Genomic DNA, 24,928 nt, shown 5'->3' on the forward strand with positions numbered 1-24,928 from the left:
GGGTCAGTCGTAGGTGGCCTGTAGGTGCCAGGTGTTTTGGCGGAGGGTGAAGAGCCAGGCTCGGGTGTCGGCGGTGACGAACTGGAAGCGGGCTTGGCGGGAGGTGGTGGTGGGGTCCCACCAGCGTTCTTCGGTGGTCCAGGGGCCGGCCCAGACGGTGATGGGGTGGAGTTTGTTGCTGTCGGCGACGCGGCGGCCGGGGGCGAGGCGGAAGGCGGTGGGGGCTGCGGAGAGGTCGCCGCGGGCGGTGACGGAGACGTGGGTGCCGTCGGCGGCGTAGACCTGAGCCGGGAGGGGGTCGGGGAAGACGGTGGTGGGGGCGAGGGCGGTGATGGCGCCGGGCCAGGGCTGGTCAGGGGCGTGGGCCGGGACCGGGCGGTCGCCCCAGGGGATGTGGGTCTGGCGTTCGGCGAAGCCGCGGCCGCCGCCGACCACCACTGAGACGACGGCGCCATGGCCGAGCATGCTCTGGACTCGCGTCAGCGCGCGATGGATCCGCTCGTCCGGTCCACCACCCCACAGGCCGTCGGCCTGGGAGCCGATCGGGTCCACCTGCTCGGGGACCAGCCGGAGCCGGGTGACCGGTGAGGTCAGCCCACTGGTCGCCGTACCGCTGCCTTGGAGTTGCCCGCGGACCCGGTCGACCACGTCCGCGGCGGTGAACCAGCGCGGGTGCAGCCACTCCCGCTCGTGGATCCGGCCGGACTCGGTGCCGACCTCGACTCGCAACGTCGTACAGACTCCGCCGAGCTCGGTCAGCCGGGCGACCAGCTCGTCGGCCACCGACCGGACCGCGAACGCCACCTGGTCGACGCGGTCCACCGGCGGCTCGAAGTCGAGCGTTCGGGTGAGCTCCGGCGGCACCTCCCTCGCGACCACTGGCCGGTCGTCCGCCCCACGAGCGAGCCGGTGCGCGAAAGCGCCGTCGGGGCCGAACCTGGTCAGCACCTCGGCCCCGGGCAACTGCCCGAACGCCCCCAGCGACCGCAGCCCGAGCCGGCGCAGCAGTCCGGTGAGTGTGGGCTGCTCGAGTACGTCGACGCTGAGCGGTGCCAGGAATCCCGGCGACTCCCCCGGCGGTACCACCAGCACCCGCGTCTGCTCCGAGCTCGCCCGAGCCGCCTGCTCGGCCGCGAACGGACCATCCGCAACCCCGATCCGCCCACCCGGCACCTCGAACGTCTCGAGCCGGTCCAGCAACTTCTCCGCGGCCTTGGCCTCACTCCCGTAGAACCGCGCCGGCCCGCGCGCCTGCACCGCGCACATCCCCGGCCGGATCACCTGCACCCCCGGCGTCAGCGCCTCCAGACACTCGACCACCGGATCGAACGCCCGCGCATCCGTCACCTGGTCGTACTTCACCACCACCAGCTCCGGACACCGCGCCTGCGCCTCCCGGGCCCGCTGCCCCCGCCGCACTCCCTCCCTCCGAGCCGCCGCCGAAGTAGCCAGCACCTTCCCCTTCTCCAACACCGCCACAGCCCCGTCCCCCACCCCTGCCGCCACCACAGGCCAGTCCGGCACCCAGACCACCATTACCCGCCTCATCCGACCGCCTCTTCCTGCCAACTCGGGGCAGTAGTGAGAGCAGGGGTGGTGGGGATAGTGCGGAGGGTGCCGTCGGGGGCCGGGAGCCAGAGGTGGTGGCGGCGTGGAGTGGTGCCGGCTCGGCGGGTGGTGACGACGACTGTGGCTTGGCGAGCGGCGAGTAGTCCTTCGCCCTCGCCGAGGCCGGTCCAGGTGTTGCTCTCGATCTCCAGCCGCGCCTCACTGCCCGGCCAGGAGCCGGAAGCGATCAGGAGCGCACCACGTGTCCGCAGCCGAGCCGCCAGACGGGACGCCTCCCCCGGCGTCACCTCACCGGGCGGCCGGACCACCACGACCGTGAGCGCATCGACCAGCGCCGCGACCACGCTGAGCCAGTCCGTCCCGGGATTCGGCACCAGCACCAGCCGCTCCAGGTCGACCCCGAGCGCCCGCGCCGCCTCCGCGCCGAACGACGGCAGCCCGACCACCCCGCACCAGGCCCCCTCCGCGGACGGCCCCGCCATCAGCGCCATCACCAGCGCGGTCGACCCCTGCACCGAATACACCGCGCCACCGCGCAGCGGAGCACCCGCCAGCAGCTCGGAGACCACCGGCGACGTCGGCAGCCCCCGGTCCACCGTCGCCGTGTCCAGCGCCTGCTGCACCCGGGCCTTCGTCCCCCGTGTCTTGGACAGGAAAGCACGAGCCTCGTCGAGCGCCGTGATCCCCGTCATGACCCCATGTTCGAACACCTGTTCGACTGTGTCAATCCACCGCCCACACCCCCCTTGAGCACCGCTCAACCATTTCGCCCGCGATGACGTGGTCGATGGGTGCTCAAGGTGAAGGCCGACCGCGACCTTGAGCACGGCTCAGTCACTCCCGCGCGCCGAAAATGGTTGATGGGTGCTCAAGGTGCGGCGGGGGCGGGTCATAGGGTGGAGGCATGGCTCGAGCTATTGCTACGAATACGAAGGTTGATCTTGAGGGGCTGCTGGAGTTCGTGCGGCCTCGTCATCACATGTTGCTGATCACCACGCGAGCGGACGGTACGCCGCAGGCTTCGCCTGTGTCGGGTGGGGTGGACGAGGAGGGTCGCATCGTCATCTCGTCGTACCCGGGGCGCGCGAAGAGCACCAACGTCGAGCGCAACCCGCACACCAGCGTCGTGGTGCTCTCTGACGAGTGGAACGGCGCGTGGGTCCAGGTGGACGGCGAGGGCGAGGTCATCCAGCTCCCGGAGGCGGTGGAGCCTCTCGTCGACTACTACCGCTCCATCTCCGGTGAGCACCCGGACTGGGACGAGTACCGCGAGGCGATGCGTGCCCAAGGCAAGTGCCTCATCCGCATCACCCCCACCCGCTGGAGCCCTCTGGCCACCGGCGGCTTCCCCGCCCACCTCGCCGACTGAACCTCACCGGAACAGGCCGACCACCACGCTGATCACCAGGAGCTTCAGGAGCCAGTCACCGGCGTGGATGGCGGCAAGGCGCCAGTTGACGTTGTCCCAGATGACCGAGCCGGTCAGGAGGACGAACGGGAAGCCGACGAAGAGTGTGAGGCCGAGCAGGACCACCTCACCCACGCTGTCGGCAGAGAGGTGGACGGCGAGGCCTGCCATCACGGAGGCGACGAGGGCGCTGCGGAGCAGCTCCAGTGCGGCCTTCCAGGGTGCGGGCCGTTCGTCACCGCCGGCCGCGTCGGGGACGAAGGCTTTGCGTTGCGCGGCGAACACGACGTACCAGATGCTGCTGACGACGAACACTGCGACGGCCGAGACGGCGATGGCGAGTGCGAGCTTCACTGTGGTTCTCCTGGTCTAGGTGGTGCCTTTGACCAGAGGTAGAAGCTCGCCCGGCGATTTCGACATCGCTGCCTGAAATCGTCAGGTCAGGTTCGGGCGGTACGGCGTTCCATGGTTTCGGTGATGCGTTTCATCGCGCCTTCGAGGTGGTCGCGGAGGGCGGTTTCGGCGCCGGCTTCGTCGTGGGCGGTGCAGGCGTCGAGGATGGCCTGGTGTTCGCGGCGGGTTTGTTCGATGCGCGCCTTCGTCTGGCGGGAGCCGAAGCGGTAGCGCTCGCTGTTCTGCCAGACGGGTTCGATGGCGCGCGGGAGCCAGCGGGAACCGCCGGCGCGGTAGATCGCGAAGTGGAACTCGGTGTGCGCCTGGCGGGAGGCGATGTTGTCACCGAGCTTGGAGAGGCGGACGTGCTCGGCCAGCGCCGTGCGGGCGGCGGTCGCGTCGGCGTCGGTGAAGCGGGTGGCGGCGGCGCGGACGGCGAGGGACTCCAGGGCCAGGCGGGTCTGGTGGGTGTCGCGGAGGTCCTCGACCGACAGTTCGCGGACCCAGGCGCCCTTGTGCGGCACGATCTCGACCAGTCCGAGCGCGGCCATCCGGCGCAGCCCTTCGCGGATCGGCATCTGGCTCATGTCGAGCCGTTTGGCGAGCTCCTCGAGCCGGAGCGCCGTACCGCTGGGGAGCTCACCGGACAGGATGAGCTCGTGCAGTTCGGCAGCAGCTTCCTCGGCGAGAGTACGACGGCCGGTCGGTCCACCGGGCGTGAGCTCGAGTCGTCGGGTCATTGGGCGCGGGCTGCCTCTCTCCTCCACACAGAACAGCTCTGGGAGGTAACCGTACGGCAGGCAAGGCCGTCAACGCGCCTTCGCCAACAGATTGCTCAGCTCGAAGTTCAGCCGAGTGCGGTCAGGTCGAGCAAGAACCGTGCACCGGAAGCGGATCGGTCCAGAACCTCACTGATCCGGCTGGCCGGCAACAGGTCGACTTCCGGCCGCAGCCGCGCTGGTGCGATGTCCGCCAACGCCTGTCCGACCGCACCGGGTTCGAGCGTCGTCCGCTGCACGTTGACCGGCAGCACTCGCAGGTCGCGGCCGATCAGCTGATGCAGGTCGAGTGTTGTGAACTCACCAGTCTTGTAACCCAGTAGGGCGATTCGCCCGCCCGGTGTGATGTGCCCGAGCACCCCACTGGTCACCGGCCCGCCCAGGGTGTCGACCGCAAGGTCACACCACGGCAGGTCCCGGCCCACTTGACCCAGCTCGTCCACGCGGACGATCTGGTCGACCAAATCCCCCACCAGCGCTATGGACTCACTGACTCCGGCCAACCCGATCACTCGAGCCGCACCGGCCGACCGAGCGACCGCTGCGCACAACCGCGCGACCAGTCCGGTGATGCCGGTGACGACGACCGTCTCTCCAGCCAGAACCTGACCAACTCGCCGTACGGCGGTGTGTGCCGTCAACGCCGGTGTCAGCAACGCCAGTGCAGTCGCCGGCTCCATCGACGCGGGCAGCGGATGCACAGCAGCATCGGGTACGACGGCGTACCGTCCCCACAGCCCGGACCGGGTCACGCCGATCCCCTCACCGCGCAGCACGACCCCAGCACCGGTCTCGGCAACTGAGGAGCTGATCACTACGCCATAGCCCTCAGAGCCCGGTGTGAAGGGCGCATCCGGCTGTTTGCCGCCCAGCACTGCCCGGTCCTGCGACGTCACCGCCAACCGCATCTCGACCAGAGTCTCGCCCGGACCAGCGGTCAGCGAGATCTCCTCGACCGCCAGCTCCGGTCCAGGTCCGTGACTGCGCAGCGCAGTCCCCTCCTGTGACCTCATCCGTCCCCCATTTGATATGTGATCACGACAACCCTCACAACAAACCGCCACCTCACCGGGCAGAGACCTCCTTGGCCAGTGGCGCGGTCAGCTCCCCAGCAGTCACCGCACGCTCGCCCACCACCTCGTCACTTCCCATCGGGAACGGCCAGTCGCTACCGGCCAGCACATGGGCCGCACCGAACGTCCGGACAAGCAGCTGCAGCATGGCCTCGTCGTGCACGAGGTCGTCGACGTAGAAGCTGCGGACCGCCTCGGTCACCGGCATCGAGAGCGGCTCGATCCCCGGCCGGGCTGTCTCCAGCCCGCGCTGCCACCGTCCGGCCACCGCTGCCGTCACCCCTCCCCCATGACATAAACAGAATCTGATCCCCTGGAACCTGCCCGGCACATCCGCGAAGACCAGTGACGCCGCGGCCAGCCCGGTCTCGTACGGATTCCCCAAGAGGTTCGACAAATAGAACGAGCGGAGCCGCTTGTCGTCACTGTGTCCCGGATGAATCAGCGTGAAGGCCTCCAACTCGTGCAGCACCTGCCACACCGGATCCAGGCCCGTGTAGTCCGGCGTACCGAGGGCGAACCCGCTGAACACCCCCTCACGCGCCAGCCCAGCAGCCACCGCAGGAGCGGACGGATCCAGCAGCGGCAGCTGACCGAGCACCCGCAGCTGCGGAGTGGCGAGCTCACGCAGCCCCTGGTTCACCAGCTCGGCCCACTCGACGCCAGCGTCGTACCTGAAGAGCGCGGGCGGCACCGAGACCACTGCGCCCTCCAGGTCCTGGTCTGCGATCCACTGCAGCAGTGCAGCCGGGTCCGCCAGCCGTTTGAGTGGCAGCCGCTGTCCGTCGACGACCAACGAGCCACTGTCGACGGACAGCCCGTACTCACCCCGGTACGCCGCCGTGAGTACGGTCGGCGGTATCAGGTGTGTATGGACGTCCCAGCCCGGCATGTCAGCGCGCATCCTCGTCGTTGTCGTAGAACTCCGGCCGCTCCGGATAGTGCGGACCGTCGTACACCTCCAGCAGCACCGAGGTCTCCTCAGCGCGCGTCGGCCCGTGCACACAGCCCTTGGGGTTCCAGTAGAAGCTGCCCTTGGTCAGCGTCACTCCCGTCGGCACGTACACGTACCGTCCGCTCAGGCAGAACATGAACTGATTCGAAGCATGCTGATGCGACGACGGGATCCCGGTCCCCTGCTCGAATCGCACCAGCGCGATCGAGGCCTCGGTCTCCGGATCACGCCACAACATCTTGTGTGACAACCCGTCCAAGGACTTCTCGACCCACTCCAGGTCGTCGGTCTGCACCAGCAGCTCACGCAGCGGTTCGTTGAGAGAAGCCATTCAGCTCTCCTCTCGCGGCACAGGTCGGCCAGTGACCCGCGTGTACAGCTCCGCGGCCACACCAGGCCGCAGCGGCTCCACAGCAGCCACATGTCCATCCGGACGCAGCAGTACGACGCTCTCCGCCGGTACGCCGTACCGGTTCGTGGCAACGCTTCCCGGATCGAACAGCGACCTGTCACGCAGCCCTGAGTCGTGAGGCGCGTCCCAGCGGGACACCGCGTAGTGGCGCAGCGCAGGTGAGTCGTTGACCGGGATCTCCGGCCGCCGCCGCACGTCAGTGAAGTACAGCGCCACAAACGAATCCCGAACCAACTCATGCACAGTCACTCGCCCAGCCGGCCCCTGCAGCGCCAGGTCCGGCGCCCGATCACCAGCCCGTACGGCGGGTGGCGCAGCCGTCGTGGCCACCATCGACCAGTCACCCACGCCGTCCACGTCCAACCGCACGCTGAGCAGAGTCCGCGTGTACGCCGTCGCCCAGTCACTCGTGTCAGCAGTCACCGCACCACGCTGGTGGGACATGTACTTCCGGGCCGCCTCGGCCATCTCACCGGACCCCTTGACCGCCACCGGCCGCTGCTCCTGCTCGTACCCGTCCAACAGCGAAGGATCGGCCCAGCCACGCAGTACCCAGGCCAACCGCCATGGCAGGTTCGACGCATCGAGCGCACCGGTGTTCAGACCCAGCGCCCACATCGGTGTGATCAGGTGCGCCGCATCACCCATCAGGAACACCTTGCGGTCGACGGTCCACTTCTCCGCGACCCGGTGGTGCACGTTGTAGATGACCGTCCCGAGCAGCTCGATCCGGTCCACCTCACCGATGAACTGCTTCACCTTCACCAGCAGGTCCTCGTCACCTGGCGTCTCCGCCCCCGCCGCGAGCGGGAACAGGAACCGCCAGTTGTCCGGCTGCCGGATCAGCACCATCCACTCGGTCCGGTCCGCGAAGTACGCGAGGTACGGGTAGTCCCGCGCGTTGTCGACGTCCAGATCGACCGCGACGTCGATCAGCATGTACCGCTCGGGCAGCGTCTCACCCACCACCGGCACACCGAGCGCATCACGCACCTTGCTGCGCCCACCGTCACACGCCAGCAGCTGTGCGGCCTCCAGCGTCTGCGGACCGTCCGGCGTCTCCACCTGCAGCACGACCCGATCGTCCAGCACCTCGAACGACGTGACCCGGTGCTGCAACCGGACAGTGTGCCCGGCACGCTCCAGTGCGGCCGCGAGGATCGGCTCCATCCGCTGCTGCGGCAGGTTGATCACGAACGGGAACTGGGTGTCGTTCACCAGCTCGGCCAGCCGCACCGACGCCCGCGGCGTGTTGGTGGCCCGGTCGATGTCGCCGATCTCGTCGATCCGCACAGCCGCGTTCAGGATCTCCTCAACCGCGCCGTACCGGTTCCAGATCTCGAGGGTCCGGCTGAGCGTCGTACCGGCCTTGGTGTCCGACGACAGCGTGGCGTCCTCTTCGAGGAGCAGGAACGGTACGCCGTAGTGCGCGAGACCGAGGGCCGTGGTCAGACCGATCGGTCCGGCCCCCACGACGACGACAGGCAGTTGGTCAGCAGTCAAAGGTCACTCCCTGGAAGACGCACGGAATACGCACGCTCCCGGGTCAGCGTCGACCCGGTCATCGTGGCCGCATCGGACAACAGGAACAGCAACGGGCCGACCACGTCCTCGGGGTCGCCGATCCCTATCGTCTCCCGCCAGTGCTCCCGGTCCGCGCCCTGGTTCGCACTGCGGAACTGCTCGGTGTCGATCACGCCGGGTGCCAGCACATTCACCCGCACCCGGTCCGAGGCGACCTCAGCCGCGAGCGTCTTCGCGAACGCGACCACGCCGGCCTTGCTCGACGCGTACGCCGATGCGCCCGGAAAGCCCGTCGCAGCCATCCCGGAGGTGAACACCACGACCGACCCGGACCGCTGCGCCACCATGTGCGGTACGACGGCCTGACACGCCCACACCACGCCATCCAGGTTCACCTGGAGCGTGTGAGTCCACTCGGCCGGATCCAGCTCCAGAACCGACGACCGCGGCTGCACCGCCGCACCGGCGACCAGCCCGTCGATCCGCCCGTACTGCGCGACCACGCCGGCGACCGCACGGTCCACAGCATCCCGGTCGGCCACATCCACCTCAACAAACACGACCGCCGGATCAGACGGTCGCACCACGTCGAAGACCACAGCGGTTCCGCCGTACGACGTGATCGCTCCCGCCAGCGCAGCACCGATGCCCTGAGCGCCACCGGTGATCACGACGACCACTCCGGTCGCGTCAAAGCGCACCTTCACGACGTTTCCTTCTGCGTAGACGGACTGTGCTGGCTTCCCTCGGCCCGCCTCGTCATGGTGTCCGTGATCCGCTGGAACGCACCAGCCAGATGGTCATGCAAAGCTGTCTCAGCACCGTCAACGTCCCGCGCAGCGCACGCGTCGAGGATCGCCTGGTGCTCGCGCCGGTTCTGCTCGATCATCGCCGCGGTCTGCCGGCTGCCGAACCGGTAGCGCTCACTGTTCTGCCACACGGGTTCGATCGCTCGCGGCAACCACTGCGACCCGCTGGCCCGGTAGATCGCGAAGTGGAACTCAGCATGCGCATCCCGAGCCCCAGCAAGGTCCTGTGCCTGCGACAACCGGAGGTGGTCGGCCAGCGCAGTCGCAGCCTTCTCCGCGTCGGCTTCGGTGAACCGCTCCGCCGCGGCCCGGACTGCAAGCGACTCCAGCGCCAGCCGGGTCTCGTGCGTATCCCGCAGGTCCTCCAGAGACAGGTCACGCACCCACGCACCACGGTGCGGGATGATCTCGACCAGTCCGAGCGCCTCCAGCCGCCGGAGGCCCTCCCGGACCGGCATCTGGCTCATCTCGAGCCGGTTGGCCAGCTCCACGAGCCGCAACGGCGTACCGCTGGGCAGCTCACCGGACAGGATCAGCTGGTGCAGCTCCGCGGCCGCATGCTCAGCCAGAGTCCGGCGCCCACTCCGGCCACCACCAGTCAGAAGCTCCAACGGCCCGTTCATACCAGCACCACCCGATTCCGCAGTTCACCGAGCTTGTCGGCGCGAGTGACTACTACGTCGCCGTCCTGCAAGAACACCTGTGGCTCACGGGCGTTGCCGATCCCCGCGACCTCGGAAAGATCTGTTGCCACCAGCAACAGAACCGAGTCCCCTTCGAGTACGCCGGGACGCTCCACCTTGCCGTCCGCGACCATCACGTACCGCATCTCAGGTCCACTCAACGCCGCGCATGGACTCACTTCCAGTAGGGGCTATCACAGCGATGGCATTGATCTCGATCAGGTAGTCCGGGTGCGCCAGCTTGCTGACCTCGACCATCGTCGAGGCGGGCAACGGTTCGCTGAAGAACTGCGCGCGGACCTCGTGGATCTTCGCGAAGTCCTCCATGTTGCGGACGAACACGTCCACCCGGCAGACGTCGGCCAGGATTCCGCCGGCCGCGCGGACCGCGGTGGCGACGTTCTCGCACACCTGGCGGGTCTGCTCCCGGATGTCGCCGACGCCGGCGATGCTGCCGTCCGGACGGCGCGCGGTCATCCCGGAGACGAACACCAGCCGCCCGGTCGCGGCGACCGTGGTCGCCTGGGAGAACGCGCCGTTCGGGCTGTGCAGTTCGGTCGTCGAGATCTGCGTCTTCGCCATCAGTTCAGTACCCCTCCGGCCGGGATGACGGCGCCGACCGCGCGTGCGGTCGCCAGGAGTCCGTCGAGTCCCGACCTCTCGATCAGTACGCCGTTGCGCCGTTGGTGAGCAGCGCGTTCCGCTTCGATCTCACCCGGCAGGTACAGCCGGTCCACCCCGGGAGCGGTCGCGCTGCCGCGGACCCGGGCCGCGAGCCCGGACGACCGGCGCCGGAAGCTCTCGGCTCCACCGAGCAGCTCCGGGTCGATCGCGAGAAACAGGTGGGCGCAGTCGTTCGGCTGGTCCGGCTCCCGGTACAGCGGGCGGACCTGGTCACCCCAGCCGCCACCACTGAGCACCCCGGTCAGTACGTCGATCATCAGCGCCAGCCCGAATCCCTTGTGCCCGGCGGCCGGCAGCAGCATGCCGAGCACGGCCTCCTCCGGATCCGTCGTCGGCGTCCCGGACGGGTCAGTGGCCCAGGTGTCCGGGATCGGCCGCCCGGCCGACGCCGCGAGCCGAATCTTGCCCAAGGCAACGGCCGACAACGCCATGTCGAGCACGATCTCGACCCCCGAAGCGGTCGGTACGGCGATCGCCAGCGGATTGTTGCCGACGATCCGCTCGGCCCCACCCGGTGCCGGCATCAACGGTGTCGTGTTCGACATCGCGATCCCGATGCAGCCGGCCTGTGCGGCCTGCATGGCCCACCGGCTGGCGGCGCCGAAGTGATGTGCGTTGCGGACCGAGACCAGGCCGATGCCGTACCGCCCGGCGCGCTCGATCGCCTGCCCCATCGCCTGCGGGCTGGACAACTGGCCCATCCCGCCGCGGGCGTCCACGACCAGTGCCGCACCGGCGTCGGACAAGACGTCGAGCTCGCGCTCGCGGGTGACCCCACCGGCGTTCAGGCGATCGACGTACATCGGCACGAGCATGACGCCGTGCGAGCTGACCCCGCGCAGATCCGCCTCGACCAGGGCGACCGCGATCGAGGCCGCGTCGTCCGGTTCGAAACCGACCGCGCTGAAGACGGCCGAGACTGTTGCCTCCAGCCACGACGGCCGGACCAGGACGCGGCGATCGGCGTCCGATGCCTGGGTCGTCACCGAGTCTCCTGCGCCCACGGCAGCAGCAGATGCTCCAGCAGCACCAGACCGTAGAACAGGATGAGGCTCATGACGCTGAGCAGGGTGATCGACGCGAAGGCCAGCGCGGTGTCCGCACTGGCACCGGACTGCTGGATCAGATAGCCGAGCCCTTGAGTGGCGCCGACGAACTCACCGATCACCGAGCCGATCACGGCCAGCGAGATCGCCACCTTGAGCCCGGTGAAGATCTGCGGCATCGCATGCCAGAGCCGGAGCTTGAAGAACTCCTGGGTCCGGCTCGCGTTCAGCGACCGCAGCAGCTCGACCAGCTCGGCCGGGGTCGACTTCATCCCCTGCGCCGTCGAGATCACGATCGGGAAGAAGCACATCAACAGCACCATCAGGACCTTCGGGCCCTGGCCGAAGCCCATCCACACCACCAGCAGCGGGGCGATGGCCACCTTCGGGATGGCGTTCACCATCAGCAGCAACGGGTAGACGAGCCGCTCGAGAATCGCCGACCGGACGATCAGCAGCGCGATCGGAACACCGATCACGATCGCGAGCAGGAACCCCTCGATCGTCTCCAGCAGCGACACCAAGGCCGCCTGCAGCAGGATCACCGGGTCCGCCACGAACCTGGCCAGTACGTCGCCCGGGCTGGGAACCAGGAACTCCGGGATCGTGAAGACGATCGTGGCCAGCCACCACAGCGCGATCACCGCGATCAGGCCGACGATCGGCAGCAGGACGGCCGCGGCCCGGGAGTCGGTCCACCACGACGTCCTCGTCATCGCGGCCACACCTCGTCGACCAGCCGCTCCGCGATCGGCGGCGTCTTGTCGGAGAGCAACGCGTGCAACCGCGCACTGATCCGCGCGACGTCTTCCAGGTGCGCGTGCTGACCGAGACTGCGGGGCCGCGGGATGTCGATGTCGACCACGTCGCGCAGGCGCCCCGGCCGCGGCGACAGCACGACAGCCCGGTCAGCCAGTACGACGGCCTCGTCGATCGAGTGCGTGACGAACACGATCGTGGTCGACAGCTCCATCTTGATCCGCTGCAGCTCCTCGGACAGCTCGGTCCGGGTGAGCGCGTCGAGCGCGGAGAACGGCTCGTCCATCAGCATCACCTTCGGGTCGCGGATCAGCGACCGGCACAGTGACACCCGCTGTTGCATGCCGCCGGACAGCTCGTGCGGCAACCGCCGTTCGAACCCCTGCAGCCCGACCAGTTCGAGGAGTTCGTGCGCCCGGTTCTGGTACGCCGCTTTGTCGCGGGCACCTGTTGATCGATCCAGCTCGACCGGCAGCAGCACGTTGGACAGCACCGACCGCCACGGCAGCAGGGCTGAGCGCTGGAACATGAACGCGACGTCCGGGCGCGGTCCGGTGACAGGCTCACCCGCCACCTGGACCGTGCCCGACGTCGGTGACAACAGTCCCGCGATCAGCCGGAGCAGGGTGGACTTGCCACACCCGGACCGGCCGATCAGCGTGACGAACTCACCGGCGTGGACGTGCAGGTCGATCTTCTCCAGGGCCGTGATCCGGCCCTCGCGTCCGTCGAAGACCTGCCCTACGCCGTCCAGCCGGATCATCGATGGTTAGCCCTTCGGCGCCAGATCGACGGTAACCACGTCGGACGGCTTCAGCGCACCCTTGGTGAGCTGCTGGGCGTCGACGATGGTGTCGATGACCTTCTGCACCCGGTCGGTGTCGACCGCGCCGAGCGGAACGTCGTTCACCACCGAGTACGGCTTCATCAGGTTCAGTTCCTCGGTGGCCACCCCGACATCGGTCGTCGGCACGTATTTCTTCAGCGTCTCCGCAGCGGCCGCCGGGTCCTTCATCGCGTCGTCCAGGCCCTTGAGCAGGGCCGCGGTGAACTTCTTCACCTGGTCCGGGTGGTCCTTGGCGACGTCGGCCCGGGCCAGGATCGCGTTCCCGTACAACTGCGGCAGCGCGTCGCCGTACGGCAGCATGATCGCCTTGCGGCCGTCCTTGTCCGCCTTCTCGATCAGCGGTTTGCCGACCACGAACTGGCCGATGGCGTCGACCTTCTTCGTCGAGAGCAGCGTCGGCAGCGCCGGCGGCGGTGACGCGACGAAGTTGACCTTGGTGGGGTCGATGTCGACCGCCTTCGCCCAGACCGGGAACATCACCTGGTTGGTCGAGCCCGGCTGGTCGCCGACGCTCTTGCCGATCAGGTCCGACGGCTTGGTGATGCCCATGCCTTCGAGCGTCATCAGGCCCGCCATCGACTTCTGATGGATCATGCCCACGGTGGTGACGGGCAGCTTCTGCTTGCCGAGGGTGATCACGATCGCGGTGAAGTCACCGATGCCGTAGTCGGCCTGACCTCCGGCCACCTGCTTCATCACGTCGACCGTCCCGCTGCCCGGGGTGATCTTGACGTCGAACCCGGCGTCCTTGAAATACCCCTTGTCCAACGCGACGTACGCGTAGGCCTCCCGGCCGAACTGACCGAAGGAGGTCTGGTAACTGACCTTCTGCAGCCCGCTGTCCGTGCCCTTGTCGTCCCCGCTGTTGCACGCGCTGACCAGGGCGAGCCCCAGGACCGCCGTCAGCGCGACGACGGAACGCCTCAACCTCATATCGACCTCTCTCATCCGATATTTGATCAAACATCAAATATGGAAAGGTGGTCAATCGGCCCCCTGGGACTTCACAGTGACTTTACCTGCCCGTTCCGCACTGTGCTTCCCGCGGTTCCCGCTGTGCCACCAGTCCTGGAGCCGTTCCCCTCGGCCCGACCCTTCCCGGTCAGTCCTCCCGCCCCGACCACAGACCGTACCCGCACCGACAGCAGATCGCGACGGCAACGAGGTGCCGATCCGGGACTTCGGCATCAAATTTACGTAAACCCTCAACCTCTTGTGATCCCGAGCACTTCTGCCCGGCCCCTTCACTCCGCCGAGGGAGGTCCGGACCCCTGGGGTTTGACACCATGGGGAGGTGATCACCGCGCTCAGGTCCCTCGGCCGAGCATCGACGTACCTGCGCTGGATCTATCTGCTGATCGGCGCCGCCCTGGTGCTGGCCGTGCTCCTGGTCGGCAGCGCGGTCGGCGGGCTCACCCACGACCTGGGGCTGCCGGGTCCCGCGAGTGCGGTCCTCCTGGCGCTGCTCGGCGTCGCGCCGCCGCTCGCGATCGGGCTGCTGCCCGCGGTGCGGGAGGTCGAGGGCATCGCGGTGTCGTCGCTGCTCGGGGTGAAGTTCGAGGAGCGACCGCTCGGCCCGGCACGGACCTGGGCGCAGCGCCGCCGTACCGCAGCCTGGCTGACTCTGCATCTGGTGATGGGCGGTCTCGTCGGCATTCTCAGCACCATCGTCTTCGGGGCCGGGTCGGTGTTGCTTGCAGCCCCGTTCCGCTCGCCGGGTTCGCGAGACCTGGTGCCGGGGATCGACTACGACGTCACCGGGACCTGGACCGACGTGTGGATGCCACTCGTCTTCGTGGCCGCACTGGTCGGCCTGTTCCTGATCTCGTCGGCCGTCGGCGCACTGCTCGCCTACCTCGCACCCCGCATCCTCGGCCCGACGGCGGCCGAGCGGATCGAACTGCTCGAACGCCGTACGGCGACCCTTGCCGAACGCAACCGTCTTGCCCGCGAACTGCACGACAGCGTTGGTCACGCGCTCAGTCTGGTCACCATCCAGGCAGCGGCCGCACGGCGAGTGCTGGCCAGCGATCCCGAGTTCGCCGAGACGGCACTCGGCGCGATCGAGACCTCGGCAAGGTCGGCGCTGGCCGACCTCGACCACGTGCTCGGCCTCCTGCGCGACGACCGGCGTCCGGGTTCCGCGACCGCACCGCAGGCAACACTCGACGATCTCGACCGGCTGGTGGATGCCACGCGAGCCGGTGGGATCACGGTCACGATCGAGCGCTCCGGGGCACTCGACCGGCTGCCCTCGACGGTCTCGCGGGAGGCGTACCGCATCCTCCAGGAGGGGCTCACCAACGCGATCCGGCACGCCGGTCACCCGGACGACCAGCTCACCGTGGCCCTGGAGATCCGGCTCGACACGTCGGGTCTCCGGCTGACGGTCACCAACCCTGTGACCGGCGAATCGGCCAACACCGGGGGTGGCCGGGGACTGGCCGGCATTCGTGAAAGAGTCGCCGTACTGCGGGGCGCGGTCGCGGCCGGCCGGGACGACAACGACTGGCGGCTGACCGTGAGCCTGCCGGTCGCCGTGACGACGAAGGGATGACGGACGTGACGCTGTCCGTGGTGGTGGTCGACGACGAGCCGCTGATCCGCAGTGGGCTGCGCGCGATCATCAACGCCGAGCCCGACCTGACCGTGGTCGGCGAGGCCGCCGACGGCGCCGAGGTCCTGCCGGTGGTCCGCCGGACGCGCCCTGACGTCGTACTGATGGACGTCCGGATGCCCGCTGTGGACGGTATCCAGGCCACTCGGCTCCTGCTCGACAGCCTCGATCCGGCACCGCGCGTACTGGTCGTGACCACCTTCGAAAACGACGACTACGTGTACGACGCCCTCCGGGCCGGCGCCTCCGGATTCCTGCTGAAGCGGACTCCGCCGGACGACATCATCGCCGCGATCCGCACGGTCGCGGGCAGCGAGTCACTCCTGTTCCCGGAGGCGATCCGGGCGCTCGCACTCGCTCACGCCGGCGCGCAGCCGAGCCGCCCGACCGGGCTTGGCGAGTACCAGTTGACCGACCGCGAGCAGGAGGTCCTGCGCTTGATGGCGCGCGGGCTGTCGAACGCGGAGATCGCGGCCGAGCTCATCCTCGGGCTGCAGACCGTCAAGACCCACGTGGCGAACGTGCTCGCGAAGCTGAACGCCCGCGACCGCACCCAGGCGGTCATCAAGGCCTACGAGTCAGGCTTCGTGCCGCTGCACTGATCGCTAGGTCGTTGCCGGGTCGACGTTTTCGTCGGCCAGTGCACAGGCGTTGTGCAGCGGGTCCAGCGCGTCCGCCTTCAGCGCGACGCGCCGCAGCAGCATGCGGAAGCTCGACCGCTCGTCCTCGTCCAGCATGCCGAGCACCTCGTCCTCGGTGGCTGTCAGCCGGCGCTCCAGGTCGCAGAGGGTGATCTTGCCCTGCTCCGTCGGCACGATCAGCCGGGCGCGTCGGTCGGCCGGATCCGGCTGGCGCTGCACGAGTCCGGCAGCCTCCAGGTCGTCGAGGAGGTATGTCATCACGGTCCGGTCGACACCGAGCTGCGCGGCCAGATCGAGCTGCCGCTTCGGGCCCTCGGAGTTCACCGTCGCGATCACCTGGTAGCCGCGCGGCCCACCCGGTACGTCGCCCAGCGCGGCTCCGGAGGCCTTCGCGTAGCGGCGGAACACGACGCCGAGCGCCCAGCCGAGATCCGTCTCGACCGGCGCACCACTGGCCACGCGTGGCGCTACGCCACGGGCCGTCTTGGCTCCCACATCCGCCGAAGTGCTGGTCACGGACCCAGTCTACGTGGTCTACGCCACCCGGAATACGATCTGACTTGAATATGTTCTGTCTAGCAGACTATCTTCAGAACAGCTCGAATTGAACAGCCCCCTCAGCAACCTCAGGAGAGACCGACTATGACCACCTTGCTCCGCGTCGACGCCAGCGTCCGCCTGCACGGATCCGTGAGCCGCGCGCTGGCCGACAGCGCCGAGGCCGCCTGGAAGGCCGAGCACCCCGACGGCGTCGTCGTCCGCCGCGACCTCGGCCGCAACCCGCTCCCGGCCACGGCCTGGCCGGCCATCGCCCGGATGGCGGTCGGCGAGAGCCCAGCCACCGACGCCGAACGCGACCAGCTGACCGAGGCCCTCGCACTGGTCCAGGAGATCAGCTCAGAGGTCAAGAACGCCGACGCGATCCTGCTCGCCGTACCGCTGTACAACTACGGCATCCCGCAGCACGTGAAGGTCTGGATCGACCTGTTCCTCACCGACGAGCCCTACCTGCGCGGGGTGAACCCGCTGGTCGGCCGGCCGATCATCTTCACGCTGGCCCGTGGCGGCGGCTACTCCCCCGGTACGCCGAAGCACGGGTGGGACCACTCGACGCCGTACCTGGAGCGCATCTTCGGTGACGTCCTCGGCATGAAGATCCGTACGGCGGCAGCCGAGCTCACCCTGGCCCCGGTCACGCCCGCGATGGCAGACCTGATCGACGCGTCCAAGGTGTCCGAGACCGAGGCACACGTCACCGCAGAACAGCACGGCAACGTAGTAGCCAAGGAACTCGTCGCCAACGCCGCCTGACGCCCCGGCCACCACTAGTGGCCGGAGACAGCCAAAGATGGCCGGAGACCTCGCACCACAGGTCTCCGGCCATCACTGGGTGTCTCCGGGCTTCAGTGGTGGCGCGAGACGTCAAGTGCGGGGGCGCCAGGTGGTCAGGGTGACCGAGAGGGTGACGAGCGCGGGCTCGGGGAGGATGGCGATCCGGTCCGCGAGCTCGTACGGCGCGATGTGCCGCGCGCTCGGCGTCATGAGCACCAACTGTTCCACCGCAGTGCGGTCGAGCCGCATCGGCTCCTCGATCAGCGTGCGGCCGGTCTCGACGAAGGTCCCACCGAGCGCGTCCTGCAGGCGCCGCTCCTTGTCCTCGTCGACCGACACCATCCCCAGTACGCCGACCAGCTCGGCCAGGTGCTCCGGATTCGGAGTCACCACGAGCAGCACGCCACCCGGCTTGAGGATTCGAGCCATCTCGGCAGCGTTCCTGGGGGCGAACACGTTCAGCACCACCTGGGCCGCGCCGTCCACCACGGGCAGTTCGCGCCAGGCATCACACACCACTGAGCCGATCCGCGGATCCACCTTGGCCGCTCGGCGAGCGGCGTACCGGGAGACGTCGAGCGCGAGTCCACGTCGCGATCGTCCGGCGACGCCCGCCAGGTAGTACCCCGTCCCCGCGCCGACCTCGACCACCAGCTCGTCGCTGTCGGGCCGGAGATACTCGGCCGCGCGCAGGATCAGCGCGTCCCGGATCGGCGCGTAGTGACCGCCGCCCAGGAAGACCGTCCGGGCGCCGATCATCCCGGCCGAGTCGCCCTCGATCCCATTCGATGCCGAAGGCAACAGATTGAGGTAGCCCTGCTTCGCCAGGTCGTACGCATGCCCCTGCGCGCAGCCCGCCGTCCGGCCGGTCAGCGCCAGTCCATCGGCACAGACCGGACAGCGCAGTACGGCGACCAGGTCGGGATCCATCCGCCTATTGTCGCCTCAGACGATGTCGCGACTCGTGATCCGGGCCCACGCCGCGCAGTAGAAGACGGCCAGATAGCCGGCTTGCAGCAGCAGGTTGCGGACGATCGCATCCCAGTACGGCGGGTCGCGGAGCAGGTCGGCGAACGACGTCCAGCCGTACATCAGCAGCCACGGGTGGATCACATCGATCTGCGGGATCGCCGACATGATGCCGAGCACGATGAAGGTGCCGAACGTGGCCGCCATCGCCGCGAGCGGCGTCGAGGTCAGCGACGACACGAACAGCCCGATGCCGGCCAGGCCGAGCAGCGACAGCGCGATCAGCACCGCGATGGCCAGAGCTCGCAGCAGGCCCTCCCCCAGCGAGATCGTCGAGCCGGACAGCAGCAGGACATCGCCGACGGGGAAGAGCAGGAAGCCGACGATCAGCCCGGCGACCCAGATCGTGAGCGTCGCGGTCAGGCAGAAGACGGCCAGCGCGACCATCTTCGCAGCCAGCAGCCGGGAGCGTCCGGCCGGAGCGGTCAACAGGTTGCGCAGGGTGCCGAGGCTGGACTCACCGGCCAGCGACTCCCCCGAGATCACGGTCACCGCGGTCGGCAGGAAGAACGGGAGCGAGAGCCCGAGACTCGCCACGATCAGGAACAGCCCGTTGCCGGCGACCTGACCGAGGAATCCCTCGGCGCCGCCTTCGGTGCCGGACAGCTTGATCGCGACGCCGATCAGCAGCGGTACGGCGGCCAGGACCGCGAGCAGCACCCAGGTCCGGGCGCGGCCGAAGACCAGCTGTAGTTCGGACTTGAACAGCGCGAGCGTGTGCCGGCCGGCGCTCGGTTTGGCGATCGGTACGTCGATTACCGCGCTACTCGGCGACATCGAAACCCTCTCCGGTGAGCGCGACGAAGGCGTCTTCGAGGCTGGGACGCTCCAGGCCGAAACCGTGGATGCGGACATCCGCGGCGACCAGCCCCGCGGCGAACTTCTCGATCGGCAGGTCGGCCGCGTCACCCTCGACGGTCTCGTCGGAGGTCCGCAGGTCGGTCACGCCGAGCCGCTTCAGGGTCTCGGCGGCCGCGGCGACATCCGGGGTCCGGACGATCAGGCGCGGCCGCAGCTCGGAGCGGAGCTCCGCCATGCTCGACTGGCGGATCAGGCGGCCGCGGCTCATCACCGCGGCGTGCGTGCAGACCTGGTCGACCTCGGCCAGCAGGTGGGTCGAGGTGAAGATCGTCGTACCGTCTCCTGCCAGCTCGCGGATCAGGTTCCGCACCTCGCGGGTGCCCTGCGGGTCGAGGCCGTTGGTCGGCTCGTCGAGCACCAGCAGCTCGCGGCGCTGCATCAGCGCGACCGCGATCGCCAGCCGCTGCTTCATGCCGAGCGAGTACGCGCGGACCTTCTTGCCGGCCGCGTTCGAGAGCCCGACCCGCTCGAGGGCCTCACCGGCCCGGGCCTTGCGAGTGCGCGGGTCTGCCGTCCGGTCGGCCGCGTCGAAGCGGAGCAGGTTCGCCTGGCCGCTCCAGAACGGGTAGAAGGCCGGGCCCTCCACCAGCGCGCCCACGTGCGGCAACACGCGCAACGAAGCCTTCGGCATCGGCTGGCCGAGCAGCTCGACCGCACCCGAGGTCGGGGCGATCAGGCCGAGCACCATCCGGATCGTGGTGGTCTTGCCCGACCCGTTCGGCCCGAGGAAGCCGAAGACGCTCCCAGCCGGCACCTCAAGGTCGACCGAGTCCACCGCCACCTGCCCACCCCGGAACCGCTTGGTCAGCCCTCTCGTGATGAGCGGACTCCCGCCGGTCGGGGTGGCAGGTGGGGGCTTGACGGCCACGGCGGTTGCCGCGGCCAGCTCGTGAGTCTCTGTCACGGTCAGCGGGGCGCCTTGGCGGCGGCGTCCTGCAGGGTCTGCGCGGTGACCAGTCCGGCGAACACTCGTCCGTCGTCGGTAATCAGCGCGTTGACCATCTTGCTGGACACGAGCTTGCCCTTGCCCCACGAACCCTGAACCGTCGGCGCGCTCGCCAGCAGCTGGTCAACCGGACCACCGCTACCGGTCAGCTTCACGCCCTTGACCATCACCACGGCGTCCCAGCCCTCACCGAGCACGGTCGGAGCGTTCGCCGTACCGGGCTTCTTAGCGTCGGGCTTGCTCGGGACAGCCTTCGGGTCGGTCGGCTTGACCGGCTGATCCGGCCGCGTCGTCGGCACCTTCGGCTGCGTGATCTCGACACCCTTCGGCGGGGTGAACGTGAACGTGCTCGCCGCCGGTACGGCGAAGTCGACCTGCGTGAAGCCGATCTCGATCGCCGGGTCCTTGCCGGTCCGCGGCAGCACGGTCACCTGCAGCGGGACGTAGGTCTTGGAGTCCACCGCCAGCGTCACGGAACCGACCGTGGTCTTGTCCGTCTTCGGGGTCAGGCGAAGCTTGTAGGCGTCCCGCCCGGCGACCTTCTCGGTGCCGCTGACATCGACCTTCGTGGTCGGGTCGATCGCGTCCAGGAACTGCTTGGCCACGGCCTGCGGGTCGTACGACTGCGGGGCCTTCTCGGGCTTGCCGCTCTCGTGCGCCGGGATCTGCAGCTTGACGGCCTCGCGCTTGGACGAGTCGTAGGCCCAGGCGGACTTGCCGTCCGACGTCCAGACCCGCTCAGCCATGTTGTCGAGGACCGAGACCCGTGCCTTGTCCGGCGCGGCGAACGCGACCCGCGCGGTGTGATCACCGCTCAGCATCTCGGTCACCTGACCGCTCGGCGAGCTGCTGTCACCACCGGTCACGCCGGGTAGTGCCGGCAGACCGAGATCCGCGGACGAGTGCACCGTGCCGCTCAGCCCGTCGACCTTCGCGGTCTGCACCTTGGCCAGCAACTCCTGAGCGGAGATCCCTGGCAACTTCGGTGAGGCATCCGCGACCACCGGCCCGAGCGTCCCCACTCCGGCCACCACGGCCACCGCCGTAACCGGAACCAACCACCGTCGACTGCGCTGAGTTGCACTCATGTCCTCAAGACTCGCACCGCCGGCAAGCCCAGCCAAGGGTCTTCGGGGTCAGTTCACCCGAAAGAGTGAGCCCGCTGTACGACCGGGGTCGTACAGCGGGCCTCGTTCCTGCAGTATCAGCGGCTCTGGAGCGCGTCCAGCGCGACCGTCATCGCGGCCGCGACCCGGAAGTCGACCCGCTGGTCCTGGACCGTCACGCGGTACCGGTCCCGGATCGACATCTTCCGCTCGACCGACAGCACCGGCTGCTGGCTGGCGTTGTCGGTGAAGTCGAAGTGGAAGATGAACGGCAGCGGGATCTCACCGACGAACGGGACGAAGTCCCAGACCCGGCGCAGGATCGCGATCCCGGCGCTCCGCTCGGTGCCGGACGACTCGAACCCGGCCCCGCTCAGCTGCCAGCTCGACCGCAGCAGGCTCTTGCCGAACTCCTTCTTGAACCAGCCGATCTGCTGGCCGCCGGCGTCGAAGACGTCGTACCCCGACCCGAGGTCGATCCGCTTGCGCGCCTTGAACGAGAACACCACCTGCGACTTGCTGTCGTCGGTGTAGAACGTGACTTCTTCCTTGAACGCCATCCGCTTCTGCTGCGCGAACGCCAGCAGCTGCCCGTCGGACCCGTCCGGGTTGGTCGTGATCAGCTCGTACTTGTTGGCCATCAACGTGATCCGCTGCTTCATCGAGAAGGCGGGTACGTGCATGGATCCCCCACTGGGTGGCACAGTCATGCGGGTGAGTCTGACAGCTCCACCGGCTCATCACGCCATCGAACCCCGCAGGCACTCGCCCCGACCCGCAGCCCGCGCCCCACCGCGGCCGCCACGTCGCCGTCCTCGACCACCTGTACGGCGATCTGTCCCACGCCCTGCAACGCGAGATCCCGCACGATCTCCACGCCCACCTCGACGCCTTCGGCCGGGTCCCGCGCCGGCCGCCAGAGCACTCCGAAATCCGCCTCAGGCTTAGCACCAAGCTGTACGACGACGGTGTCCGCCCGCCCGAGGTAGTCAGCCGGCTCCCCACCAACCACCACTCGAACCGACTGCCCCGACTCTCGTGGCGCCACATCGCGGGCTGCTTGCTCGGCGTCCTGGGTGATCGAGGTTGGCTCGGCACCTGGCAGGCCTCGCCTCCCCCACGCCTCGTGATGCACCGCCCACGCCAGCGGACGACGCGACGCCCACCCGGTCCGCACCAACTCCGGTGCGGGCGCGAACTCATCGACGTACCCGATGCAGAGATAGCCGACCAGCTCGATGTGCGCGGGCAGGTCCAGCACCGCGGCCACTTCACCCGGCTCGAAGAACGACACCCATCCGACGCCGAGTCCTTCGGCGCGCGCCGCCAGCCAGAGGTTCTGGATCGCGATCGCCGCCGAGAACCACGTCGTTCGCGGATCTGCATGCCGTCCAAGCACGTGGCGTCCGCCGCGCCCGGCGTCGCACGTCACCGCGATGTTCAGCGGGGTGTCGAGGATCGCCTCGATCTTCAACCCGTCGAACCGCTGCCGCCGTTCATCCGGCAACGACGCCGCGAACGCGTCCCGCTGCGCACTCGCCAGATCGTGAATCTTCCGCCGCGTCGCCACCTCGTGAATCAGCAGGAAGTCCCACGGCTGGCTGAGACCCACACTCGGCGCCCGATGCGCCGACTCCAGCACCCGCGTCAGCACGTCATCCGGAATCGGCAGGTCCACGAACCCCCGCCGTACATCCCGCCGCTCCGCCAGCACCCGATGCACGACGTGCCGCTCCCCCGGCGCATACCCAGGGGCCGCCGCGAGCCGCCCTACCGCAACAGTCGCCGCATCCGACTTGCGTTTGGGGACCACGAGCTCAGCGCCGGTGCTCAGTACGGCGGCCTCCGCGACGCTCGGCGTACCGGCAAGGTCGTCGACCTGCTCGCTCGGACTCGGCACGTTCTGCCTGCGCAGTTCAGCCGGGGCGACCGTCTGCAGTTCGGCACCGAGGTGGGCCGCGAGCCGTTGGACAGCTGGTTCGCTCTCGCGCCCCTCGACCGTGATGAGGATCCGGACCTTGCCTGCATCAGCGACGGCTTCCGTGACCAGATCGCGCAGTTCACGGTACGACGTACCGGCGCGCAGGCCGACGCCGACGACCAGGTTCATTTCTCCAACCCCGCATGCACCCGCGCCGCCGCCACCAGCCGCGCCGGCACATCAGGGCTGGCGGTCCAATGCAGATGCAGGTACGACGCATGCACGCGCGGCTGCGCGATCCCCTCGACCCCGCCCGGCAGGTACCAAGCCGGAGCAACCTCACCGTCGAACTCCACCGCAGTCCGGTGGAACTCGTGCCCGCGCACCCGACGGCCCTCGTCGAAGAAGGTCGTCGTGGTCGCCGCGATCGCGGTCCGGTAGCCGAGCGTCAGGCTCCCGGTCATCCGAGCCGTCGCGGGAAGGACGCCGGTCATCTGGTGACCGTCGAGTTCACGGCACAGGTACAACAGGCCTGCACACTCTGCGACCACCGGCAGCCCAGCGGCGATCTCCGTCGCGACCTGCCGGCGCAACTGCTCGTTGGCCGACAGCGCCTCCGCATGCAGCTCAGGGAATCCGCCGCCGAGATACAGTGCAGCGGTTGCCTCCGGCAACGGATCGAGCAGTGGATCGAACCGCACCACATCAGCACCGGCAGCAGTCAGCAACTCCGTCGTCTCGGTGTAGTGGAACGAGAACACCGGGCCGCCCGCAACTGCCACGACCGGCCGCCCTTCCTCCGCCGGCGTCACCTCGGCCGCCGGATCCCAGGTCTCTGTCGCAAGCTCCGAGGCCGCCCGCGCCGCAGCGACAAACGCCTCCAGATCGACCCCGGCGCGCACCAGCTCGGCCGCAGCCTCGACCGCGTTCTCAGCCTGCTGACGCTGCTCATCAGCCGGGACCAATCCGAGATGCCGGCTAGGAACCGTCAGCCTGGTGTCCCGTCGCAACACCCCAAGAACCGGTACGCCGGTCGGCGCCACCCCGGCGCGGACCTCAGCCTCATGCCGATCCGAGCCGACCTTGTTCAGGATCACCCCGACGATCCGCACCTCGGTGTCAAAGGCAACAAACCCCTGAACGACCGCCCCGACGCTCCGTCCTGCCGCGGAGGCATCAACCACCAGCACGACCGGTGCCTTCAGCAACTTCGCCACATGCGCGGTCGACGAGAAACCCTCGGTTCCCAGCGCACCGTCGTACAGGCCCATAACGCCTTCGACGACCGCGAGGTCCGCACCCTGCGCGCCGTGTGCGAACAGCGGCGCGACTCGCTCCTCGCCGCTCAGCATCGCGTCGAGATTCCGCCCCGGCCGGCCGGTCGCGACCGCGTGGAACCCGGGGTCGATGTAGTCCGGCCCCACCTTGAAGCCGGCCACCACATGACCGGCCCGCCGCAGCGCGGCCATCAGACCGACGGCGACCGTCGTCTTCCCGGCTCCCGACGAAGGCGCCGCCACCACAATCCGCGGAA

28 protein-coding genes are annotated in these 24,928 nt (G+C 68.8%); 4 read left to right on the top strand and 24 right to left on the bottom strand.

Annotation, left to right across the window (positions count from 1 at the left end):
* Positions 1-3 precede the first annotated feature (3 nt).
* A complete protein-coding gene (locus tag ACFVWG_RS04640; RefSeq protein ID WP_391541759.1) occupies positions 4-1,479 on the bottom strand; it encodes a DNA polymerase Y family protein in 1,476 nt (491 codons plus the stop codon).
* 65 nt (positions 1,480-1,544) lie between these two features.
* Positions 1,545-2,261, bottom strand: coding sequence for a hypothetical protein (locus ACFVWG_RS04645; RefSeq protein WP_391541760.1), 717 nt, complete (start codon positions 2,259-2,261; stop codon positions 1,545-1,547).
* Between the two features lie 212 nt (positions 2,262-2,473).
* Between ACFVWG_RS04645 and ACFVWG_RS04650 the strand changes: the two genes are divergently transcribed.
* Positions 2,474-2,938 (top strand): PPOX class F420-dependent oxidoreductase, encoded by a 465-nt coding sequence (locus ACFVWG_RS04650; RefSeq protein WP_391541761.1) that lies wholly within the window; start codon positions 2,474-2,476, stop codon positions 2,936-2,938.
* 3 nt (positions 2,939-2,941) lie between these two features.
* On the opposite strand, the gene ACFVWG_RS04655 is transcribed toward ACFVWG_RS04650, so the two are convergent.
* From ACFVWG_RS04655 to ACFVWG_RS04720, 14 genes are all read right to left on the bottom strand, one after another.
* On the bottom strand, positions 2,942-3,331 hold the full coding sequence (locus tag ACFVWG_RS04655) for a DUF1761 domain-containing protein (RefSeq protein ID WP_391541762.1): 390 nt from the start codon (positions 3,329-3,331) through the stop codon (positions 2,942-2,944).
* Between the two features lie 86 nt (positions 3,332-3,417).
* Complete coding sequence (locus ACFVWG_RS04660; protein WP_391541763.1) at positions 3,418-4,110, bottom strand: GntR family transcriptional regulator; 693 nt, start codon at positions 4,108-4,110, stop codon at positions 3,418-3,420.
* A 107-nt stretch (positions 4,111-4,217) separates the two neighbouring features.
* Positions 4,218-5,162, bottom strand: a complete 945-nt coding sequence (locus ACFVWG_RS04665) for a zinc-binding alcohol dehydrogenase family protein (protein ID WP_391541764.1) — start codon at positions 5,160-5,162, stop codon at positions 4,218-4,220.
* A gap of 52 nt (positions 5,163-5,214) precedes the next feature.
* On the bottom strand, positions 5,215-6,126 hold the full coding sequence (locus ACFVWG_RS04670) for an amidohydrolase family protein (RefSeq protein ID WP_391541765.1): 912 nt from the start codon (positions 6,124-6,126) through the stop codon (positions 5,215-5,217).
* Positions 6,116-6,508, bottom strand: coding sequence for a cupin domain-containing protein (locus tag ACFVWG_RS04675; protein WP_391541766.1), 393 nt, complete (start codon positions 6,506-6,508; stop codon positions 6,116-6,118). Before ACFVWG_RS04675 ends, ACFVWG_RS04670 begins: the two co-directional genes overlap by 11 nt.
* The gene (locus tag ACFVWG_RS04680) at positions 6,509-8,092 is read right to left on the bottom strand and encodes an FAD-dependent monooxygenase (protein ID WP_391541767.1); all 1,584 of its coding nucleotides are present in this window, start codon (positions 8,090-8,092) and stop codon (positions 6,509-6,511) included.
* Positions 8,089-8,820, bottom strand: a complete 732-nt coding sequence (locus ACFVWG_RS04685; protein ID WP_391541768.1) for an SDR family NAD(P)-dependent oxidoreductase — start codon at positions 8,818-8,820, stop codon at positions 8,089-8,091. The genes ACFVWG_RS04680 and ACFVWG_RS04685 overlap by 4 nt, the downstream gene beginning before the upstream one ends.
* Positions 8,817-9,545, bottom strand: a complete 729-nt coding sequence (locus ACFVWG_RS04690; RefSeq protein WP_391541769.1) for a GntR family transcriptional regulator — start codon at positions 9,543-9,545, stop codon at positions 8,817-8,819. Before ACFVWG_RS04690 ends, ACFVWG_RS04685 begins: the two co-directional genes overlap by 4 nt.
* Positions 9,542-9,751, bottom strand: coding sequence for a fumarylacetoacetate hydrolase family protein (locus ACFVWG_RS04695; RefSeq protein ID WP_391541770.1), 210 nt, complete (start codon positions 9,749-9,751; stop codon positions 9,542-9,544). Before ACFVWG_RS04695 ends, ACFVWG_RS04690 begins: the two co-directional genes overlap by 4 nt.
* A gap of 1 nt (position 9,752) precedes the next feature.
* Complete coding sequence (locus ACFVWG_RS04700; protein ID WP_391541771.1) at positions 9,753-10,187, bottom strand: RidA family protein; 435 nt, start codon at positions 10,185-10,187, stop codon at positions 9,753-9,755.
* On the bottom strand, positions 10,187-11,275 hold the full coding sequence (locus tag ACFVWG_RS04705) for an Ldh family oxidoreductase (protein WP_391541772.1): 1,089 nt from the start codon (positions 11,273-11,275) through the stop codon (positions 10,187-10,189). Before ACFVWG_RS04705 ends, ACFVWG_RS04700 begins: the two co-directional genes overlap by 1 nt.
* Positions 11,272-12,051: an ABC transporter permease gene (locus tag ACFVWG_RS04710; protein WP_391541773.1), complete on the bottom strand. Its 780-nt coding sequence runs from the start codon at positions 12,049-12,051 to the stop codon at positions 11,272-11,274. The genes ACFVWG_RS04705 and ACFVWG_RS04710 overlap by 4 nt, the downstream gene beginning before the upstream one ends.
* Positions 12,048-12,857, bottom strand: a complete 810-nt coding sequence (locus ACFVWG_RS04715) for an ABC transporter ATP-binding protein (RefSeq protein WP_391541774.1) — start codon at positions 12,855-12,857, stop codon at positions 12,048-12,050. Before ACFVWG_RS04715 ends, ACFVWG_RS04710 begins: the two co-directional genes overlap by 4 nt.
* 6 nt (positions 12,858-12,863) lie before the next feature.
* A complete protein-coding gene (locus tag ACFVWG_RS04720; protein WP_391541775.1) occupies positions 12,864-13,874 on the bottom strand; it encodes an ABC transporter substrate-binding protein in 1,011 nt (336 codons plus the stop codon).
* A 361-nt stretch (positions 13,875-14,235) separates the two neighbouring features.
* On the opposite strand from ACFVWG_RS04720, the gene ACFVWG_RS04725 reads away from it, so the two are divergent.
* Positions 14,236-15,498: a sensor histidine kinase gene (locus ACFVWG_RS04725; protein ID WP_391541776.1), complete on the top strand. Its 1,263-nt coding sequence runs from the start codon at positions 14,236-14,238 to the stop codon at positions 15,496-15,498.
* A gap of 5 nt (positions 15,499-15,503) precedes the next feature.
* Positions 15,504-16,160: a response regulator gene (locus ACFVWG_RS04730; protein WP_391542141.1), complete on the top strand. Its 657-nt coding sequence runs from the start codon at positions 15,504-15,506 to the stop codon at positions 16,158-16,160.
* 3 nt (positions 16,161-16,163) lie between these two features.
* On the opposite strand, the gene ACFVWG_RS04735 is transcribed toward ACFVWG_RS04730, so the two are convergent.
* A complete protein-coding gene (locus ACFVWG_RS04735; protein ID WP_391541777.1) occupies positions 16,164-16,715 on the bottom strand; it encodes a MarR family winged helix-turn-helix transcriptional regulator in 552 nt (183 codons plus the stop codon).
* Between the two features lie 126 nt (positions 16,716-16,841).
* Here ACFVWG_RS04735 and ACFVWG_RS04740 point away from each other — a divergent pair, with 126 nt between their 5' ends.
* Complete coding sequence (locus ACFVWG_RS04740) at positions 16,842-17,510, top strand: FMN-dependent NADH-azoreductase (RefSeq protein WP_391541778.1); 669 nt, start codon at positions 16,842-16,844, stop codon at positions 17,508-17,510.
* A gap of 111 nt (positions 17,511-17,621) precedes the next feature.
* Here ACFVWG_RS04740 and ACFVWG_RS04745 read toward each other — a convergent pair whose 3' ends face one another.
* From ACFVWG_RS04745 to ACFVWG_RS04775, 7 genes are all read right to left on the bottom strand, one after another.
* Positions 17,622-18,461, bottom strand: a complete 840-nt coding sequence (locus ACFVWG_RS04745; protein ID WP_391541779.1) for a putative RNA methyltransferase — start codon at positions 18,459-18,461, stop codon at positions 17,622-17,624.
* Positions 18,462-18,476: 15 nt separating this feature from the next.
* Complete coding sequence (locus ACFVWG_RS04750; protein ID WP_391541780.1) at positions 18,477-19,337, bottom strand: ABC transporter permease; 861 nt, start codon at positions 19,335-19,337, stop codon at positions 18,477-18,479.
* A complete protein-coding gene (locus tag ACFVWG_RS04755; RefSeq protein WP_391541781.1) occupies positions 19,324-20,325 on the bottom strand; it encodes an ABC transporter ATP-binding protein in 1,002 nt (333 codons plus the stop codon). The genes ACFVWG_RS04750 and ACFVWG_RS04755 overlap by 14 nt, the downstream gene beginning before the upstream one ends.
* Before the next feature lie 2 nt (positions 20,326-20,327).
* Complete coding sequence (locus ACFVWG_RS04760) at positions 20,328-21,455, bottom strand: outer membrane lipoprotein carrier protein LolA (protein WP_391541782.1); 1,128 nt, start codon at positions 21,453-21,455, stop codon at positions 20,328-20,330.
* A gap of 116 nt (positions 21,456-21,571) precedes the next feature.
* The gene (locus tag ACFVWG_RS04765) at positions 21,572-22,183 is read right to left on the bottom strand and encodes a hypothetical protein (protein WP_391541783.1); all 612 of its coding nucleotides are present in this window, start codon (positions 22,181-22,183) and stop codon (positions 21,572-21,574) included.
* Positions 22,180-23,583 carry a 5,6-dimethylbenzimidazole synthase gene (gene bluB, locus ACFVWG_RS04770; protein WP_391541784.1) on the bottom strand — a complete coding sequence of 468 codons (1,404 nt, stop codon included), beginning with the start codon at positions 23,581-23,583 and terminating at the stop codon, positions 22,180-22,182. The genes ACFVWG_RS04765 and bluB overlap by 4 nt, the downstream gene beginning before the upstream one ends.
* On the bottom strand, positions 23,580-24,914 hold the full coding sequence (locus ACFVWG_RS04775; protein WP_391541785.1) for a cobyrinate a,c-diamide synthase: 1,335 nt from the start codon (positions 24,912-24,914) through the stop codon (positions 23,580-23,582). Before ACFVWG_RS04775 ends, bluB begins: the two co-directional genes overlap by 4 nt.
* Positions 24,915-24,928: the final 14 nt, after the last annotated feature.

The sequence above is a fragment of the Kribbella sp. NPDC058245 genome (genome assembly GCF_042882005.1).
GTDB lineage: Bacteria > Actinomycetota > Actinomycetes > Propionibacteriales > Kribbellaceae > Kribbella.

Excerpts from the sequence above, each read along its gene's own strand:
- ACFVWG_RS04670 (WP_391541765.1), bottom strand. The coding sequence starts at position 6,126 with ATGCGCGCTGACATGCCGGGCTGGGACGTCCATACACACCTGATACCG.
- ACFVWG_RS04745 (WP_391541779.1), bottom strand. The coding sequence starts at position 18,461 with ATGGATCCCGACCTGGTCGCCGTACTGCGCTGTCCGGTCTGTGCCGAT.
- ACFVWG_RS04700 (WP_391541771.1), bottom strand. The coding sequence starts at position 10,187 with ATGGCGAAGACGCAGATCTCGACGACCGAACTGCACAGCCCGAACGGC.
- ACFVWG_RS04675 (WP_391541766.1), bottom strand. The coding sequence starts at position 6,508 with ATGGCTTCTCTCAACGAACCGCTGCGTGAGCTGCTGGTGCAGACCGAC.
- ACFVWG_RS04765 (WP_391541783.1), bottom strand. The coding sequence starts at position 22,183 with ATGACTGTGCCACCCAGTGGGGGATCCATGCACGTACCCGCCTTCTCG.
- ACFVWG_RS04720 (WP_391541775.1), bottom strand. The coding sequence starts at position 13,874 with ATGAGGTTGAGGCGTTCCGTCGTCGCGCTGACGGCGGTCCTGGGGCTC.
- ACFVWG_RS04695 (WP_391541770.1), bottom strand. The coding sequence starts at position 9,751 with ATGCGGTACGTGATGGTCGCGGACGGCAAGGTGGAGCGTCCCGGCGTA.
- ACFVWG_RS04645 (WP_391541760.1), bottom strand. The coding sequence starts at position 2,261 with ATGACGGGGATCACGGCGCTCGACGAGGCTCGTGCTTTCCTGTCCAAG.
- ACFVWG_RS04650 (WP_391541761.1), top strand. The coding sequence starts at position 2,474 with ATGGCTCGAGCTATTGCTACGAATACGAAGGTTGATCTTGAGGGGCTG.
- ACFVWG_RS04750 (WP_391541780.1), bottom strand. The coding sequence starts at position 19,337 with ATGTCGCCGAGTAGCGCGGTAATCGACGTACCGATCGCCAAACCGAGC.
- ACFVWG_RS04715 (WP_391541774.1), bottom strand. The coding sequence starts at position 12,857 with ATGATCCGGCTGGACGGCGTAGGGCAGGTCTTCGACGGACGCGAGGGC.
- ACFVWG_RS04660 (WP_391541763.1), bottom strand. The coding sequence starts at position 4,110 with ATGACCCGACGACTCGAGCTCACGCCCGGTGGACCGACCGGCCGTCGT.
- ACFVWG_RS04690 (WP_391541769.1), bottom strand. The coding sequence starts at position 9,545 with ATGAACGGGCCGTTGGAGCTTCTGACTGGTGGTGGCCGGAGTGGGCGC.
- ACFVWG_RS04740 (WP_391541778.1), top strand. The coding sequence starts at position 16,842 with ATGACCACCTTGCTCCGCGTCGACGCCAGCGTCCGCCTGCACGGATCC.
- ACFVWG_RS04760 (WP_391541782.1), bottom strand. The coding sequence starts at position 21,455 with ATGAGTGCAACTCAGCGCAGTCGACGGTGGTTGGTTCCGGTTACGGCG.
- ACFVWG_RS04665 (WP_391541764.1), bottom strand. The coding sequence starts at position 5,162 with ATGAGGTCACAGGAGGGGACTGCGCTGCGCAGTCACGGACCTGGACCG.
- bluB (WP_391541784.1), bottom strand. The coding sequence starts at position 23,583 with ATGAACCTGGTCGTCGGCGTCGGCCTGCGCGCCGGTACGTCGTACCGT.
- ACFVWG_RS04710 (WP_391541773.1), bottom strand. The coding sequence starts at position 12,051 with ATGACGAGGACGTCGTGGTGGACCGACTCCCGGGCCGCGGCCGTCCTG.